Raw genomic sequence first — 15,799 nt, forward strand, 5'->3', positions numbered from 1 at the left:
TTTTATCCTAAATACTCATTAAATTTATCAAAATAAATTGTTTGTAGTTTTGCTAAAGATATCTTAATATCATCTAAAATGAAATCTTTTTCATTTAAATTTCCAAGTTTTGTAAATTTAATTCCCATTTCATTTACAAATTTAATAAATTTTTCTTCATCTTTAACGCCAACTATAACTCTTGTCGGACTTTCTTCGAAAATAAAACTCTTATCTTCAAAATCAGTTTTTACTTCAATGCCTAAATTTGCTTTTGCACTCATTTTAGCTAAAGTAATAGCAAGGCCACCTATGCCTATGCTATTAGCACAATCAAGTAATTTTGCTTCGTTTGCTTTTAACAGAAAATCCCATAGTTTTAATTCTGCTTTAAAATCAATATCTTCAAGTTCTCCTGCTACTTTTTGATCTAGTACTTTAGCAATCAAAGATCCACCAAAACTACCTTTGCTTTCTCCAAGTAGATAAATAGCCCTAGTGTCTTTACTAAAATATGATTTTAAAACATTTTCTGCTTTTTCATTTACCCCAACGCAAGCTATAGTTGGGCTTGGAAAAATACTTACACCATCGGTTTCATTGTATAAAGAAACATTGCCGCTTACTACAGGGGTATTGAGTTCTTTACAAGCTAATTTAATACCTTCGCAACCTTGTGCAAATTGCCACATTACCTCAGGATTTTGTGGGTTGCCATAGTTTAAACAATCACTAATTGCTAAAGGTCTAGCTCCTGAGCATGCTATTTTTCTTCCTGCACTTGCAACGGCCGCTGCTGCACCGATTTTTGGGTTTACATAGTTTAATCTTGAGTTGCATTCAATTGCCATAGAAAGTAAGCAGTTATTTTCTTTAATTCTAATACTATTTGCACCTAAAGCCCCATCACTTTTTAAAGTATTGGTTTGTACGCTTGAGTCAAATTGCTCATAAATATAAGCTTTATTGCTAACATTTTCATCTGCAAGGAGTTTTTCAAATGCTTCTTGGGTAGGAATGTTAAGTTTAAATTGATAGCTTTTTATTTCATCTAAGTATTTTGGCTTAGATACAGATCTATCAAGCATAGGTGCTTTTTCGCTTAGTGGCTCAATCGGGATCAAACCAACTAATTCATCATGCCAAAATAGTTCCATTTTACCAGTATCGGTAACTTCGCCTATAATAGCTGCATCAAGCCCCCATTTGTTAAAAATTTCAATAACTTTCTCTTCATAGCCTTTTTTAGCACAAATTAGCATTCTTTCTTGAGATTCACTTAACATTAATTCATAAGGAGTCATACCTTCTTCTCTCATAGGAGTTTTATCAAGGTAAAGTTTCATACCGCTACCACTGCGTCCTGCCATTTCAAAAGAGCTTGAAGTAAGTCCTGCTGCGCCCATATCTTGAATTCCAACTATATAATCAGTTTTGAAAAGTTCTAAACAAGCTTCCATTAATAATTTTTCAGCAAATGGATCGCCAATTTGCACGGTTGGTCTTAAGCTTTTGCTAGATTCATTAAAACTATCACTTGCCATTACAGCTCCACCAAGCCCGTCACGACCAGTTTTTGAACCCACATAAATTACAGAATTACCTATACCTTCAGCTTTTGCATAAAAAATATCTTCGATTTTGCAAGTTCCAAGTGCAAAAGCATTAACTAAGATATTTCCATTAAAACACTCATCAAAAGCACATTCTCCACCTATGGTAGGTACACCCATGCAATTACCATAGTGTGAAATTCCACTTACTACACCTTTAACTAAATATTTTTGATGTTTGCCTATTTTTTCATCATGGATATTGCCAAATTTTAAAGAATTCATACCTGCAACAACTCTTGCACCCATGGTAAAAACATCGCGTAAAATTCCGCCCACACCTGTAGCTGCACCTGCAAATGGCTCTATAAAACTTGGGTGATTATGACTTTCTACTTTAAATACAGCTGCCATTCCTTTGCCTATATCTATCACCCCAGCGTTTTCACCAGGACCTTGGATTACCCAAGGGGCTTTGGTTGGAAAGCCATTAAGGTATTTTTTGCTTGATTTATATGAGCAATGCTCACTCCACATAGCAGAAATTACTCCAAGCTCTAGCAAATTAGGCTCTCTACCTAGTATGTTTAAAATTTCTTGATATTCCTCGTCGCTAATTTTATGTTGTTTTATAATTTCTTTATCCATTTTCTCTCCTTTTTATTTTCCTAAACAAAAATTACTAAACATAGCATCTAAAATTTCATCTCTTTCAAAATCTTTTGTAAATTGAGCTATTTCTCCTATGGCTAAATTTAATTCAAAAGCAAAAAGTTCTAAAGAACTTTCTTTTAATAAATCTCTTGCACGCAAAATAGCTTCGCTAGCATTTTTACAAGCATTAAGTATTAAGGTATTGCTAATTAGCATTCCATCGCCATCTAAAGTATTTAAGTATTCATTTAAACTTTCCTTAATGGCTTGAGTGTTTTCTTGGGCGCAAATGCGTATACAAGAAGTGCTAATTTCATGCTGAAATTTGGTGGCTAGATCACTTTTATTTAAAACATAAATGATTTTTTTATCACAATCTTTTAAAGCTTGTAAAATACGCTCATCTTCTTCTTCAAATTCTTTAGATCCATCGAAAACAGCTATGATAATATCTGCTTCTTTAATACTTTCATAGCTTAAATTAACCCCGATTTTTTCTATCTCATCATCTGCATTTCTTATACCTGCTGTGTCGATGATTTTGATTAAATGTGAGCCTATTTTTAAACTTTCCTCGATACGATCTCTTGTGGTGCCTGCAATATTAGAAACAATAGCTCTATCAAAAGCTAAAAGTGAATTTAACAAGGAACTTTTTCCTGCATTTGGCTTACCGATAATAGCAACTTTAAAGCCTTCTATAAGTCCTTTTTTACTTAAAGAAATATCTACTATATCACGTAAAAGTTTTGAATTTTTTTCACACATAGCAATGATTTGATCAAGTAAATCTTGCGGTAAATCATCATCTGCATAATCAATGCTTGTTTCTACAAAAGCAAGGGTTTGAACAAGATCCATTCTAATGGTATTTAAAAATTTACTTAAATCACCTTTAATGTTTTTTGCTATGATATTTGCAGCACTTGTTGATTTTGACATGATGGCATCTTGTATGCTTAAAGCTTTTAAAAGATCCATCTTGCCATTTAAACAAGCTCTTTTGCTAAATTCACCAGGGTTAGCAAGGCGTGCACCTGCTAAAATAAGCTCATCAAGTAAAATTTCACTCAAAGAAAAACCCCCGTGGAGTTGAAATTCTACTATATCTTCTCCTGTAAAAGAGTAGGGTGCTTTAAAATAAATCACTAAAGCTTCGTCTAAAAAATCATTGTTGTTTTTATAAAGTTTGCACAAATGTGCATAGCGTGGTGTTAGCTCTTTTTTGTGGGTAATTTTCAATGCAAGCTCTAAAGCTTTTTCCCCACTTATTCTAATAATACTTATAGAACCCACTCCATGGGCTGTGGCAATGGCAGCTATAGTGTCATTCATTCATTTTTCTTCAAAAAATCATTCACAACGATATATCTTTGATCGTCATTTTGTTTGATAGCTACATATTTATCAGGAAAGCGTTCTCTTAATTTTTCTAAAGCAAGTTTTAGCCAAATTCCATCAAGTGGTTTTGTTTGAACTCTTCCTGTACTTTCTACTTTTTCTATAAGAATTTTTAAATAATTTTCTATAGCTTGGGTTTGATTTTCTAAAAATTGAGCAATTTCTAGTCTTGGTTGAATTTTGTATTTAGCGCTAAGCCAGTTATAAAGCAAATAAGAAAAAGCCTTATATCTATGAGCTTCTTTGCCTATAAGTAAAGCCGCATCTTCACCATCAAGTTTTATTAGTACGCAATTTTCATCCCAAATGCTAACTTGTACAACTTTGATGTCAAAATCAAAAGTTGCTAGTAGCTTTTCTAGTGAAATTTTTATCTCATCAATATAGGAAGCGATATTTCTTTCTTCTGAGGATTCTTTATGAAATGAATCAAAAATGGCATCATTTTTTACTTTATAGTGCTCTTTAGGTTGAGCAATATCTTCAATTGGTTTTTGAAAATTTTCTTTGTATTCTTTCTTTGGTTCGTTTTTATCAAAGTTTTTTTGCGTATGCTTGTTAAATTTCTCATTTTGGAATTTTTTAGCTCTTTCTTGATGAGGTTTTTGGGTTTTTTTGTGTCCTTTAATACAAATAATAGCATTTTTTCTAAACAAACCAAAAAAACCTGCTTTAGCATGTTGAATAACTTCATATTCTAGATCAATCACAGAGCACTCAAGTTGCTTTGAGGCTTCTATGAGTGCGGTTTGTAAGTCTTTAGCTTCTATGTTCATGTTTAGCTATTTCCTCTTTTTTGTGGTTTTTGAAAAGTTTATTTACAATCACTTGTTGAATAAGTGAGCATATATTATTTACACACCAATATAAAGTTAAACCTGCTGGGAAGGTTAAGAAGAAGAAAGTGAAAATTAATGGTAAAAATTTCATAATCTTTTCTTGCATAGGATCTTGTATGGCCATTGGTGTGATAAGTTGTTGGATAAACATAGTTAGACCCATAAATATAGGTAAAATAAACCATGGATCCATTACAGATAAATCTGTAATCCAAAAAGCCCAAGGTGCAGCTTTTAGCTCTATGGCATTTAGTAAAACTCTATAAATTGCAAAGAAAATTGGAATTTGAATAAGTATAGGCAAACATCCGCTCATAGGATTTGCACCATGTTTTTTATAAAGTTCCATCATATGTAAATTCATTTTTTGCGGATCGCCTTTATAGCGCTCTCTGATTTCTTTCATTTTAGGTGCCAAATCTTTGAGTTTATTCATAGAAATCATTGATTTATAAGTAAGTGGGAAAAGAATAATACGCACGATTAAAGTCATCACTACAATAGCCCAACCCCAGTTGCCCATGTAGCCATGTAAGAAATTTAAAAATTCAAACATAGGCTTAGCTATAAAAGTAAACCAACCATATTCCACAACATCATCTAAATCCGCATGAATACTTCTTAAAATTTCATGCTCTTTTGAGCCAACATAACCGCTTGCTTTAAAAGTATTTGTCGCACTTGCAAAAACGATAGAATTTTCGTGATTATCTTTAGTAACTACAGCATTAAGCGGTTTTTCAAAATTATAAAAGAAAACACTATAATAGCGATCTGAAGCCGCCATAAGGGTTACATTAGAAAAACTTTCATCATTTTCTACATCACCGTCTTCTAACATTGTGATTTTATCATCTTTATCTAAGATTAAAACCCCATGCACTGTATAGCTATCAACTGCTATATTTGGACGATAACCTGGAGTGATAAAATAAGCTGCGTCTTTACTTAGATTAACCTCTAAATCATAGTTTCCATATTTATGGAAAGTGATTTTTTTAGTTACTACTAAATCGTTTAGATTTTGAGTAAGGATTAAGGTTGTGTTTTCATCGCTTACATTGATAGTTTTTTGACTTGTGGTGTATGAAGTATTAAAAGCTTCTTGATTGATTTTTGCATCGCTAAATCTTACTTCTAACGGTAAAGGCGATAAGGAAGTATCTACTAGATTAATACTTTTACCATTTTCATCTTTATATTTTTCATCACTTAGATAAAATTTAGCTATTCTACCTAAAGAGTCAATATGTGCTTCAAAATGTTCACTTTTAACAACTGCTATTTCTTCTTTTTGATTAACACTAAGTTCTGTTTTTGGAGCTTGTGTATTTGTATTTGCAGTTGTGGTTTGTGGAGCTGAGTTATTTTGTTCTATTTGGGTGATATTTTGCTCAGTTTGTGGAGCTTTGGGGATAAAAAAATAATCATAAACTACAAAAAATAAAAATGATAATACAACAGCAATTAATATGCGTTTTTGTTGAGATAAATTTTCTGACACGGATTGTCCTTTGGAAATATAATCTTAATTAAAAAAAATTGATTATCGTTGCAAGGGATATAAAGATAGTTGAGTTGTTTTAAAGCGTTAAAACTAGGTTTAAAACATATACCTGAGTTTAGATTATTCTTGCGTATCTTAGGATAATCAATACCACCTTTAAAAAACGGATTGCATTTTAAAATTCTTAAAAAAACTGCACCAAATGCTTTAAAAATATTATTTTTTTTAAATTGCCACAAGGCATATTCAGAGCAACTTGGGTAATACCTACAGCATTGTGGTTTAAAAGGACTGATAAAGAGTTGATAAAATCTGATAAGTTTTAGACAAGCTATTTTATACATCCTATTTTTTTCAAACCCCATTTCAAGTTTTTTTCTAATTTTAAAAAAGGAATTTCAGTGATACTTGTTTTAGCTACAAGTATGTATTTTCCGTTTTCAACTTGATTTTTAACCTGAAAAAAAGCTGATCTTAAGAGCCTTTTGGCTCTATTTCTTATGACAGCTTTTCCAACTTTTTTGCTAGCAACAACAGCGAATTTTTTTTCATCACTTAAAATGTAAAAGATGATCATGCCTTCGCAATGCCATTTTTTACCTTCTTTATAAATTGTTGCAAACTCTCCTAAGTCGTTAATACTTAGAAAATCTTTTATACCGCTAATCTTTTTCTACCTTTAGCACGTCTAGCATTGATCACTTTGCGACCATTTTTACTTTTCATACGTACGCGAAAACCATGAGTTCTTTTTTTAGGGGTTTTATGTGGTTGGTATGTTCTTTTCATATTTTTTCCTTAACTTAAAATAAAAAACAAAATAATAAGCGAGTATGTTAGCAAAATCTTACTTAAATCTGCTTTTAATTAAGAGTTATTTTAAAACTTTTTGCTAAATTTTGATTTTATTTTGTAAATTAAGGAAAAATAATGGCTTTTGAAATTTGTGAGAGTAAAAAAGAAGATTTAGAAAAAATTTTGGAATTACTCAAAGAGCTTGCTATTCATGAAAATATGCTTGATGATGTAAAATGCACAACTAAAGAGCTTGAAGAATCGTTTTTTAAACATGAATATGCTAAGGCTTTGAGCTTAAAGGTTGATGGTGAGATAATAGGCTATGTGATGTATTATTTTACTTTTTCATCTTTTTGGGGTTTGGGCGGGTTGTACTTAGAAGATATTTACATACAGCCAAAACATAGAAAAAAAGGCTATGCTAGAGCTGTTTTTAAATACTTAGCACAAATTTGCAAAGAAAAAAATCTCAAACGCTTAGAGTGGGTTTGTTTAAATGATAATGATTTGGGTATTGAATTTTATACCAAGTTAAATGCAAGACATATGAGTGAGTGGAGAACTTATCGTTTAGAGGGTAAAAATTTAGAAGCATTGATGTAATGAATAAACGCAGTTTGTATTATCTAAAAGCTTTTGGTTATGAATACTTAAATGAACAAAAGAAAATTAGACATTTTAACTTAAGCTTTAAAGAATTAAACGAAAGAGTGAAAACTTGCAATCTTTGTCATTTTTCCAAATTAAGAAAGCATAGTTTAATGGAAAAAGAAGCCAAAAATGCTAAAATTTTGATTTACCAAGCTTTTGTTGATAAAGAAGAAAATGAAAGTGGAAAGTTTTTTGCTTCTAAAAATAAGCAAGAGTTTTTAATGCTTTGCAAAGAGCTTTTAAATTTAAAAGAAGATGAAATATATTTTTCTTATATGTTTAAATGTTTTAGTAATTTTAAAATAGATGATCAAGCATTAAAATTATGCTTGCCATATTTTTATAATGAGCTTGATTTTGTAAAAGCAAAGATTATTTTATGTCTTGGTCAAGAAGCTTTTGCGAGTTTGGGTTTTGAGAATTTTCAAAAATACAAAGGGCAATGTATGCGTTTTAATAATGCTTTGCTTTTGCCAAGTTATGATTTGAATTTTGTGAGTAAAAATCCTAGCTTTTATACTGAATTTATAGAAGATATTAAAAAAATAAAAGGTTATTTATGAGAAAAAGTTTAGTTTGTTTGATGATGAGTTTTGTTTTAACTTTAAGTGCTTTTGCAAAAGAGCAAAAACCATCACCCATAGAACCTAGTGAGTCTTTTTATCCTAATTTAGAATTTCAAAATTGCGATAATGATTGTTTGTTTACTTTGTTAGAAACAGGACTTTATTTTAATTTCTTATCAAGATTTAACAATGATAATGCAAATGAACTTTTGGTTAATATCTATACTAAACTTTTAAACTCTATTATAGATTTTGAAAAAAGAATTCAAAAAAATGCTAGTGTAAAATTAGCTATTATTATACCTGAGCAAACGATTAAAAGCTATTCTAATACTATTATAAACTCAAGTATAGCGTATTTGCTAAGACAAAGAGCGCAGATAAAAGTAAAGGTGTTTTTAATAGGCACTGAAGATGAGAGCAAGATAGCTAAAGCTTTTAAGCAAGCTCAAGAAGAAAAATTTAATTATATCATCGCAGGTTTTACAGATAAGGGTGTGAAAAATTTATTAAAAGAAAATCTTGATTTAAATGTAAAAGTTTTCATACCTACTGCACACAAACGAAATTTTGATACGCAAAATGAAAATGTATATTTTGGAAGTATAGATTATCAAAAACAAATTCAAAAACTTTTAGAGTATTCAAATGGCAAAAATATTATTTTTTCAGATGGAACACCTTTGGCAAATCGCTTAGATGAGAATGTTTTAAACGCAGGTAATGGTAGCGAGAAAATTTATACTATCAATAGTTCTAAATTTGATTTTAGAAGTATTTTAAATCAAAATAGAAGTTTTCAAGATTCTAGTATTATTTTAAATACTTCTTTGATTAAAACAGCGCTTATAAGCTCACAAATAAGAACTTATGATATAGAGCCTTTTGTGTTATTATCAACTCAGATTAATTATAATCCTATTTTGCTAAGTTTAACGCAAATTAATGATAGAAAAAAACTTTTGCTAGCAAATTCCATTTCTAATGAGGATCAAACTCTAAGCTATCTTAATGAGCTTTTTTCGCAAAATATTAATTACAACTGGATAGCGTATGCAACTAGCGTGGGGCTTGATTATTTTTATACGCAGTTTTTAGATAAAGACTCTCAAAGAATTTTCGATGAGAGTTTAAATGATAATCAATTTGACTATAAGGTTAAAATCATTCGCTCGCAAGGCTTAGGTTTTACTCCTTTGTAAAATCAGTAAAAACCTTAGCTATAGCCTCATCTATAGGGGCTACTTTTTCATTTTTTAAAAAAGCTAGGGTAAAATCAGCCTCAAAAAGCTTGGTGCTATCTTTGTAAATCTCTTGTTTTATACAAACTGAAGCTTTTTTAAGCTTTGCGATAAATGTTTTTACTTCTATAAGATCTCCAAGTTTAGCGGGTTTTAAAAAGTTACAATTTGCTTTAGTAAGTAGGAAATGTCCTGTGCTTTTATCAAAAATTTTCGCGTTTTTTTGAAAAAATATCTCACTTCTTGCTCTTTCGCAAAATTTTAAGTAATTGCTATGATATACCACTCCACCTGCATCGGTATCTTCATAATAAATTCGTATTTGCATTTAAAATCCTTTAGTTTGGTATGATAGTGTTTTTTCTTGCTGTTTTTTGAAGGGAAAAGATGATTAAACCAAAAACTATGATATAAATTGATGTGATTAAATTTTGCCACCAGTTAAAATCATTACTTAATAAATTTGGTATTGCTAAAATCATTTTGGGTTGATTGCATAATGTTATAAAAATTATTATAGATGATATTATTATAGAAGTATTTTTTGCTTTTAAAAAAACACCAATAATAAAAAAACTTATTAATGCTATGGGATATATATACCAAATTTTTCCTATAAGTAAGATATATAAAGCTATGGTAAAAACTAGCCATTTTGCATTTAAAACTAAATCTGTATGATGATCGCAAAGCTTGCGATAAAAGAAAAGTTGGTATTGCTCAACTTTTTCTTTTAGGGTTTTATCTTTTTGATGTTCTAATTCCAATTCTCTAGCATAAAGCTCTTGGGTATGGAGCCTGGAAGCATCGATTAAATTATGATATGCTAAATTATTACTCTTAAGCTTTCTGAATGAACTTCTGTATTTTTGTATAATATGCTCCTCAAACACATCCTCTTGTTTTGTTGAACCCTCGGTTTCTTTAGATTCATCATCTTGTTCTATTATTTTTTCAAGTTCTTTGTGTAATTCTATACTTACTTGCTTTGGTTTATCTCTAGGTAGCTTGTATGCTTTATTATTTTTTAAAAATTCTTCAAGCTTATCTAGATGGAAATATTGATCCAATATATTTGGAGCTTCATTGGGCTCATTAAGATACTTGTTAATTTCCTCCTGTAGTTCTTTTTTGTTAGATATATTTATTTCTTTTTTGATTTCTTTTTTGATTTCTTTAGCAAGTTCACAATAGTTTTTTTGTTCTTCTGCCAAGCTTTTTATTTTTTCTTTTAATTCTTCATAGTCGCATTTTAGGTATTTTAATTTTATACTGACTTGATTGCCAAAATTACAATCAAAGAATATAGGTTTTATATTTTCAGTTTCAAAATAAAACATACCTTCAAAAATACATGATTTGAAGCCTATTTCTTTTGTTCTTTTTGAAAAAATGGTATCTATAAAATAACTTTTATTAAATAAGGTGTTATGAAAAATAACTTCTTTATAGAACTTAGTTTTTCTAAAACTAGAACTTTTTTCAAAACTAGTATAGGTAAGATCAACATCATCATGAAACGGTGCTTCATCAAAGATCACAGCTTGATAAAATTTTGCATTTCTAAAATTAACTAAAAAGCCAAATTGTGCGTGTTGAAAATTTGCATTCTTAAAAAATGAAGTATCAAGAAAACTAACACTATATTTATTTTCATTTTTCTTTGAGTTATCCCCGAATTTAATTGATGTAAACTTTGCATCACCTTGAAATTGACTTCCTATAAAATTCGCTGCGCTGTGAAATTCCATGCCCGTAAAATCAATATTGCTTTCAAATACACAGTGAGTAAAATTATTGACATTTTCGATACATTCTTGTTTTGCTTTAAAGAAAATCACCTCACTCTTAAAAATGCAAGATTGCAATGTGATTGTATTTTCAAATTTTACCAACCTAAGATCTAATAAACCATTAAACAAGCAAGTATTAAAACATATAGGTTTTTTAAAACATATAGATTCTTCTTCAGGATTTATAGAATTTTTTACTAAAAAATTTTTATGAAATGTGCAGTAGTTAAAAATTAATTCTAGCTCTGTATCTTCACAAATAATATCTTGTTTAAATTCGCAATGATAAAATTCTATTTTGCCTTTTGCTTTCCAAAAGCATGGCTTTATACTATCAATAATGCAATTACATAGCTTGTCTTTATTTTGTAACTTATCGAGGTATTTTAAATGCTCTTTTAAATACATTTTATCTCTTCAAGCATATCTTTTTGTCTTCTAGACATTTAATACATATTTTTCATAGATATTGCGATAAAAAATCATCATGGTTAGCATAATATTTTTTAGCACTATCATTAAATATAATCTTCCCCCCCAAAGTTCCTGAATAAGGACCTATTTCTACAATATAATCTGCTTGCAAAAATATATGTGGATTATGTTCTATGATGATAGTCGCAAGTGTTTGTGTTTGTTGTAAGAGCCTTAAAGCTTTATTGGCATTATCTAGATCTAATCCAGCACTTGGTTCATCAACAATCAATATCTTATCTTTCAAATTAGCCAAAACCTCCTTTAACAATTTAATTCTTTTTATCTCTCCACCAGATAGGGTATTGATTTTTCTGTTAAGCGATAAATGTCCTAATGATAATTTACAAGCAAATTCGCTAAGTTTTCTAAGCTTTGGTATGAAGCTGTTGTTTAACAATGCTAATTCGCAATCATAAATATCTATAACACTTAAACCATTGATTTTAAAATTTTGTGCTTTATCGTTAAACATTTTTCCTTCACATTGAGTGCATATAATGTCTAGGTTTAACTCAAAACCTCTTTCATATCTAATAATTCCAGTTCCATTGCATTGAGAGCAGACAATATCGCTTCCTCCATTGCTTGTAAAATAACCATCTTCTTTGTGAAAGTGCTTTGCAAAATATTTGCTAATTTCTTTGCTAAGCTCTAAATATGTCACAACACTTGATTTAATATTACCGCGCAAAGTTTTTTGCGAAATATAGATACATTTTTCTTGAGTATCACTTAAATATTTTGCCAATGATGACTTTCCTGAACCAGATCTGCCAATAAATGCAGTGATTGCAGATATAGGTATTTTTATATTTTGATTTATTATATTATTAATATTGATATTTTTTATATGTAAAAAGTCATTAAACTTCGTGGCTTTATTTGTGCATGCAAATGGTATCTTTTTAAAAGTAGAATCAATAATATATCCCCCATCTTTTCCGCCAACAGGACCTATGTTAATTAACCTATCGCATTTTTCCAATAAGTATTGATTGTGCTCAATTAGCACAATAATATTACCTCTATCTTTTAATTTTTGTATTAATTGCAAAACTTTATCAAAATCGCTTATATGTAATCCCGATGATATTTCATCAATTACAATAAATAAATTTGATATATTTGTATGTATAAGGTTTGCGAGCTTGAGTTTTTGTAGTTCTCCACCAGAGAGTGAGGGAATGCTTCTATTTAAAGAAAGATATCCTATACCCAAATCACAATAAGATTGCAATATATCATAAATGCGTTGAGACTGTATAGTCTTATTTTTAAAATCTTGCTTAATTATATCAAATGGTTGGGTTAAAAAATCTTGAAAACTTCTCTCCCATAAAAAAATATTTTTATATTTTTCTGTGTTGATTTTTGATCCTTTGCAAATGGGGCATAGTATATTTGTGCAGTATTTTTTAGCTTTAGCGTATTCTGATTTTTTATCTGATTGCAAAAGATTTTCAATATAAGTCATAATACCTGTATAGCTAATATGACGGATTCTTGGTTTTTTATTGTGTTTGTAATTAATCTTAAATTTATATTCTTCTTTAGCATAGAGCAAAATATCTTGTATGTGCGGTGATAATTCTTGGAAGCTTTTGTTAATATCTATTTTGTGTTGTTTACAAAACTCTAATAACAAAATTTCCATACTATTATTGCCGTATTCTTTTGGTTTCCATGGGATAAAAGGCATATCACATATTTTTTGAGTATTATTAATAATTAAATCTTTGTTTATAGTATTAGTACTCCCTTGTCCATGACAATGAGAGCATTCGTTTGTTGGTTTATTTAATTTTAATAAATTATAATCTAGCATATTGAGAGTAGATAAAAGAGAAGAGAAATTTGCGTATGAATAAATATTAGAGCGGGGATTTGTATTTAAATTTAGTTGCTTAATTGCTATACTAGGAATTAATTTTTCATAATATTGGACAATATATTGCCCATTTTCTATATGCCCATTTTCTAATGCCTCAAAAGTATCTTTACAAAGTGCATATAAGGTGTGATATGCAAATGAGGATTTCCCGCCACCACTAACACCATAAACTCCTATTATTTCTGGATCTAAAGCTTTAAAATCAAGATTTTTTAAATTATGAGTTTTAATCCCTTTTAATATCATTTTTTTCCTTACAACACTGGCAAGTTGGATCTCTAGAAATAGGCATTCTTTCTATATCCATTTCTCGTATTTTAAACTCAATTCTTGTTGATGTGTTAGTTAGCTTATTATAAAAACCACATAATATTTTAAAAGCATCTAAGGCTGCAAGAGAGGCTGATATTGTGCATAATGGAGTAAAAGAACCAATTTTTCTGTTTGTTCTATGAAGTTTTTTTAATTCCGCGTGGTATGTATTAATTTTTTGCAAAGCTTTATTAAAACACTCATGACAAGCGCTCTCATAGGGTATAACGCTTTGCCCTATCAAACTTAAATGCAGATTGTATCCACCACCTATAATGTGTGGAATATTGCGTTTCATACATTCTTTACCTAAGATATTTGTTGTTGTGTCTACATTTGGATAATCAGCGCAATTAATTGCCAAACAAAATTCTTTGTCAAAATGATGAAAAAAATTTTCATCAAAAATGGTATAAAATTTTTCTATTTCAGTGTTTCCAATTTCTAACAACCTTTCTTCTATGCAATCTAATTTTAATCTGCCTATATCACTTTCAAAATAAAAATCTTGTCTATGAATGTTACTTAAGTCTACTTTATCATGGTCTACTAAGATAAATTTTTCAACACCACATCGTCTTAAAATATCAACAATCCAAGTACCGACAGCACCCAATCCTATTACAAGAACAGGTTTTTGCGACAATATAGCTAAGATATTTACAACCTGTTTAGTATCAAAGCAATATTCTTCTAAAAAATTAATAAGACGATATTTTTCTAAAATTACATTTTTATTATAATTGCAATTTACTTCTATGAGAATATTTTTATTATGTAGAAAGCTAATTAATTTTTGTGCACTTATATCATCAAATATACTATCTTGTAAAATATCTTTTAAGGGCTTGATACCATCAAATTTTTTAATAAAATCAATGAGATTGCAAGGAGTTTTTAGTACAATGTTTTCTCTTATATTTGTTTTAAAAAATTCCATTATCCCATCACGATAAGATAAAGCTATACTAGATCTAATTCTGTATTTTTTTTCAAGCATTACATACCTTGCATGTTTCTTTCTTGTTTTGTAAATCTATCCAAACAATATCACCCCGATCAATCCTATATTCCCCTCTTGCGCACATTTTAAGGTTAATACCTAAAAAATAATATATTATTTGCATACACGCATAGCTTGCGCTAAATAAAGAGCAAGCAGCTATGCTTCCCTGTCCCCCTAGGACTATATTATCGCTTTCATCTATGTCTTTTGAAATTTCTTGCATATTTTTGTTATTTGTATTAATGACATAAGTAGGCTTATAATCTTTAAGTGCTGATTTGAAGTTATTGCTATAGCAATCAATACAAGGTGTAGTTTTTGGAATAATGAATTCTCCCGTACTCATAGAATGCGCATCAAAACCTCCTGCAATATACATTGCAATATTTTTATCCCAAGCATATCTGCCAATTTTTATAGAAATATGTCCGATATAAGGTTCGTCGGCTGTGTTGATTATTATACTTGTATTGTTTGGTATAAACTTTCTTAAATCGCTATTCGGTAGGATTTTTTCGTTAAAGGTTTTAATATTAATAGTGCTATCTATCTTTAAAAGGTACTCTTTAAGAGCATCATTTTTAAATTGATATAGATTTTTTTCATTGCAGTATAGATGTTTAATAAAATGAGATCTGTTGATTTTTTTATAATCAATAAAAACAAAATTCTTAATACCCATTCTGGCTAATATTATTGTTATAGCAGAACCAACGCTTCCAAGCCCAAAAATTACAATATTTTTATCTTGCAAATTTTCTTGTATTTTTTTGCCATTTTGATTTATAATAAGATCTTCAAAATATGCTATTTGTCTAAGATATCTATTATTTATATTATTATCATAGTAATCTTTTTCAACTTCTATTGCTAGACCTTTGTCTAGTAAAAAACTTACCAGCTTCAAAAGACTTTGGTGTTCAAAGTTATATGTTGCTGCAAGTTTTAAAAGCTTATTCTTTCCATCTAAAAGGGATAATAGTTTTATCGTATCTTGGCTTGATTCTATATAAATACTTTCTCTAGTATTGATTTTATAAAACTGAATTAAAAATAAATTAGCCTTACCATCACTTGTTTGTGTGAAAATTTCAACACTATCTTTTATTTTATAAACCCGATTTAACATAA

Annotated in this window: 15 protein-coding genes; 3 read left to right on the plus strand and 12 right to left on the minus strand. The window is 29.4% G+C overall.

Going from position 1 to position 15,799, the window contains the following annotated elements:
* Positions 1–2 precede the first annotated feature (2 nt).
* The 7 genes from purL to rpmH are packed head-to-tail and all read right to left on the minus strand — an operon-like array spanning position 3 to position 6,722.
* The gene (gene purL, locus L8V82_RS03105) at positions 3–2,180 is read right to left on the minus strand and encodes a phosphoribosylformylglycinamidine synthase subunit PurL (protein ID WP_263723976.1); all 2,178 of its coding nucleotides are present in this window, start codon (positions 2,178–2,180) and stop codon (positions 3–5) included.
* 12 nt (positions 2,181–2,192) lie between these two features.
* Positions 2,193–3,521 (minus strand): tRNA uridine-5-carboxymethylaminomethyl(34) synthesis GTPase MnmE, encoded by a 1,329-nt coding sequence (gene mnmE, locus L8V82_RS03110; protein ID WP_263723977.1) that lies wholly within the window; start codon positions 3,519–3,521, stop codon positions 2,193–2,195.
* Complete coding sequence (locus tag L8V82_RS03115; RefSeq protein ID WP_263723978.1) at positions 3,518–4,363, minus strand: Jag N-terminal domain-containing protein; 846 nt, start codon at positions 4,361–4,363, stop codon at positions 3,518–3,520. Before L8V82_RS03115 ends, mnmE begins: the two co-directional genes overlap by 4 nt.
* Positions 4,347–5,930: a membrane protein insertase YidC gene (yidC, locus tag L8V82_RS03120; protein WP_263723979.1), complete on the minus strand. Its 1,584-nt coding sequence runs from the start codon at positions 5,928–5,930 to the stop codon at positions 4,347–4,349. The genes L8V82_RS03115 and yidC overlap by 17 nt, the downstream gene beginning before the upstream one ends.
* The gene (gene yidD, locus L8V82_RS03125) at positions 5,894–6,277 is read right to left on the minus strand and encodes a membrane protein insertion efficiency factor YidD (protein ID WP_039617892.1); all 384 of its coding nucleotides are present in this window, start codon (positions 6,275–6,277) and stop codon (positions 5,894–5,896) included. The genes yidC and yidD overlap by 37 nt, the downstream gene beginning before the upstream one ends.
* Entirely contained in the window at positions 6,265–6,591 is a 327-nt protein-coding gene (gene rnpA / locus L8V82_RS03130; protein ID WP_263675214.1) for a ribonuclease P protein component, read from the minus strand. The genes yidD and rnpA overlap by 13 nt, the downstream gene beginning before the upstream one ends.
* Positions 6,588–6,722, minus strand: coding sequence for a 50S ribosomal protein L34 (rpmH, locus tag L8V82_RS03135; protein WP_012661270.1), 135 nt, complete (start codon positions 6,720–6,722; stop codon positions 6,588–6,590). Before rpmH ends, rnpA begins: the two co-directional genes overlap by 4 nt.
* Before the next feature lie 138 nt (positions 6,723–6,860).
* Here rpmH and L8V82_RS03140 point away from each other — a divergent pair, with 138 nt between their 5' ends.
* From L8V82_RS03140 to L8V82_RS03150, 3 genes are read left to right on the plus strand one after another with little or no spacing between them, the layout of a single operon-like run.
* Entirely contained in the window at positions 6,861–7,334 is a 474-nt protein-coding gene (locus L8V82_RS03140) for a GNAT family N-acetyltransferase (protein ID WP_258107944.1), read from the plus strand.
* Complete coding sequence (locus L8V82_RS03145; RefSeq protein WP_263723980.1) at positions 7,334–7,945, plus strand: uracil-DNA glycosylase family protein; 612 nt, start codon at positions 7,334–7,336, stop codon at positions 7,943–7,945. Before L8V82_RS03140 ends, L8V82_RS03145 begins: the two co-directional genes overlap by 1 nt.
* A complete protein-coding gene (locus tag L8V82_RS03150) occupies positions 7,942–9,150 on the plus strand; it encodes a hypothetical protein (RefSeq protein WP_263723981.1) in 1,209 nt (402 codons plus the stop codon). Before L8V82_RS03145 ends, L8V82_RS03150 begins: the two co-directional genes overlap by 4 nt.
* Here L8V82_RS03150 and L8V82_RS03155 read toward each other — a convergent pair.
* Genes L8V82_RS03155 through L8V82_RS03175 form a run of 5 tightly spaced genes read right to left on the minus strand, consistent with a single transcriptional unit; the run spans position 9,137 to position 15,797 of the window.
* Complete coding sequence (locus L8V82_RS03155) at positions 9,137–9,517, minus strand: YbgC/FadM family acyl-CoA thioesterase (protein ID WP_263723982.1); 381 nt, start codon at positions 9,515–9,517, stop codon at positions 9,137–9,139. The two genes, L8V82_RS03150 and L8V82_RS03155, sit on opposite strands and share 14 nt — an antisense overlap.
* A 10-nt stretch (positions 9,518–9,527) precedes the next feature.
* A complete protein-coding gene (locus tag L8V82_RS03160) occupies positions 9,528–11,390 on the minus strand; it encodes a pentapeptide repeat-containing protein (protein ID WP_263723983.1) in 1,863 nt (620 codons plus the stop codon).
* Positions 11,391–11,442: 52 nt separating this feature from the next.
* Positions 11,443–13,596 (minus strand): ATP-binding cassette domain-containing protein, encoded by a 2,154-nt coding sequence (locus tag L8V82_RS03165; protein WP_263723984.1) that lies wholly within the window; start codon positions 13,594–13,596, stop codon positions 11,443–11,445.
* Positions 13,577–14,662: a HesA/MoeB/ThiF family protein gene (locus tag L8V82_RS03170; protein ID WP_263723985.1), complete on the minus strand. Its 1,086-nt coding sequence runs from the start codon at positions 14,660–14,662 to the stop codon at positions 13,577–13,579. The genes L8V82_RS03165 and L8V82_RS03170 overlap by 20 nt, the downstream gene beginning before the upstream one ends.
* The gene (locus tag L8V82_RS03175; protein WP_263723986.1) at positions 14,655–15,797 is read right to left on the minus strand and encodes a ThiF family adenylyltransferase; all 1,143 of its coding nucleotides are present in this window, start codon (positions 15,795–15,797) and stop codon (positions 14,655–14,657) included. The genes L8V82_RS03170 and L8V82_RS03175 overlap by 8 nt, the downstream gene beginning before the upstream one ends.
* Between the last annotated feature and the right edge of the window lie 2 nt (positions 15,798–15,799).

It is taken from the genome of Campylobacter sp. IFREMER_LSEM_CL2151 (assembly GCF_025771725.1).
Taxonomy (GTDB): domain Bacteria; phylum Campylobacterota; class Campylobacteria; order Campylobacterales; family Campylobacteraceae; genus Campylobacter_D; species Campylobacter_D lari_C.

Coding starts and splice junctions, on each gene's coding strand:
- yidD (WP_039617892.1), bottom strand. CDS start 6,277: ATGTATAAAATAGCTTGTCTAAAACTTATCAGATTTTATCAACTCTTT.
- L8V82_RS03150 (WP_263723981.1), top strand. CDS start 7,942: ATGAGAAAAAGTTTAGTTTGTTTGATGATGAGTTTTGTTTTAACTTTA.
- L8V82_RS03165 (WP_263723984.1), bottom strand. CDS start 13,596: ATGATATTAAAAGGGATTAAAACTCATAATTTAAAAAATCTTGATTTT.
- rpmH (WP_012661270.1), bottom strand. CDS start 6,722: ATGAAAAGAACATACCAACCACATAAAACCCCTAAAAAAAGAACTCAT.
- L8V82_RS03175 (WP_263723986.1), bottom strand. CDS start 15,797: ATGTTAAATCGGGTTTATAAAATAAAAGATAGTGTTGAAATTTTCACA.
- L8V82_RS03115 (WP_263723978.1), bottom strand. CDS start 4,363: ATGAACATAGAAGCTAAAGACTTACAAACCGCACTCATAGAAGCCTCA.
- purL (WP_263723976.1), bottom strand. CDS start 2,180: ATGGATAAAGAAATTATAAAACAACATAAAATTAGCGACGAGGAATAT.
- L8V82_RS03160 (WP_263723983.1), bottom strand. CDS start 11,390: ATGTATTTAAAAGAGCATTTAAAATACCTCGATAAGTTACAAAATAAA.
- L8V82_RS03145 (WP_263723980.1), top strand. CDS start 7,334: ATGAATAAACGCAGTTTGTATTATCTAAAAGCTTTTGGTTATGAATAC.
- mnmE (WP_263723977.1), bottom strand. CDS start 3,521: ATGAATGACACTATAGCTGCCATTGCCACAGCCCATGGAGTGGGTTCT.
- L8V82_RS03155 (WP_263723982.1), bottom strand. CDS start 9,517: ATGCAAATACGAATTTATTATGAAGATACCGATGCAGGTGGAGTGGTA.
- L8V82_RS03170 (WP_263723985.1), bottom strand. CDS start 14,662: ATGCTTGAAAAAAAATACAGAATTAGATCTAGTATAGCTTTATCTTAT.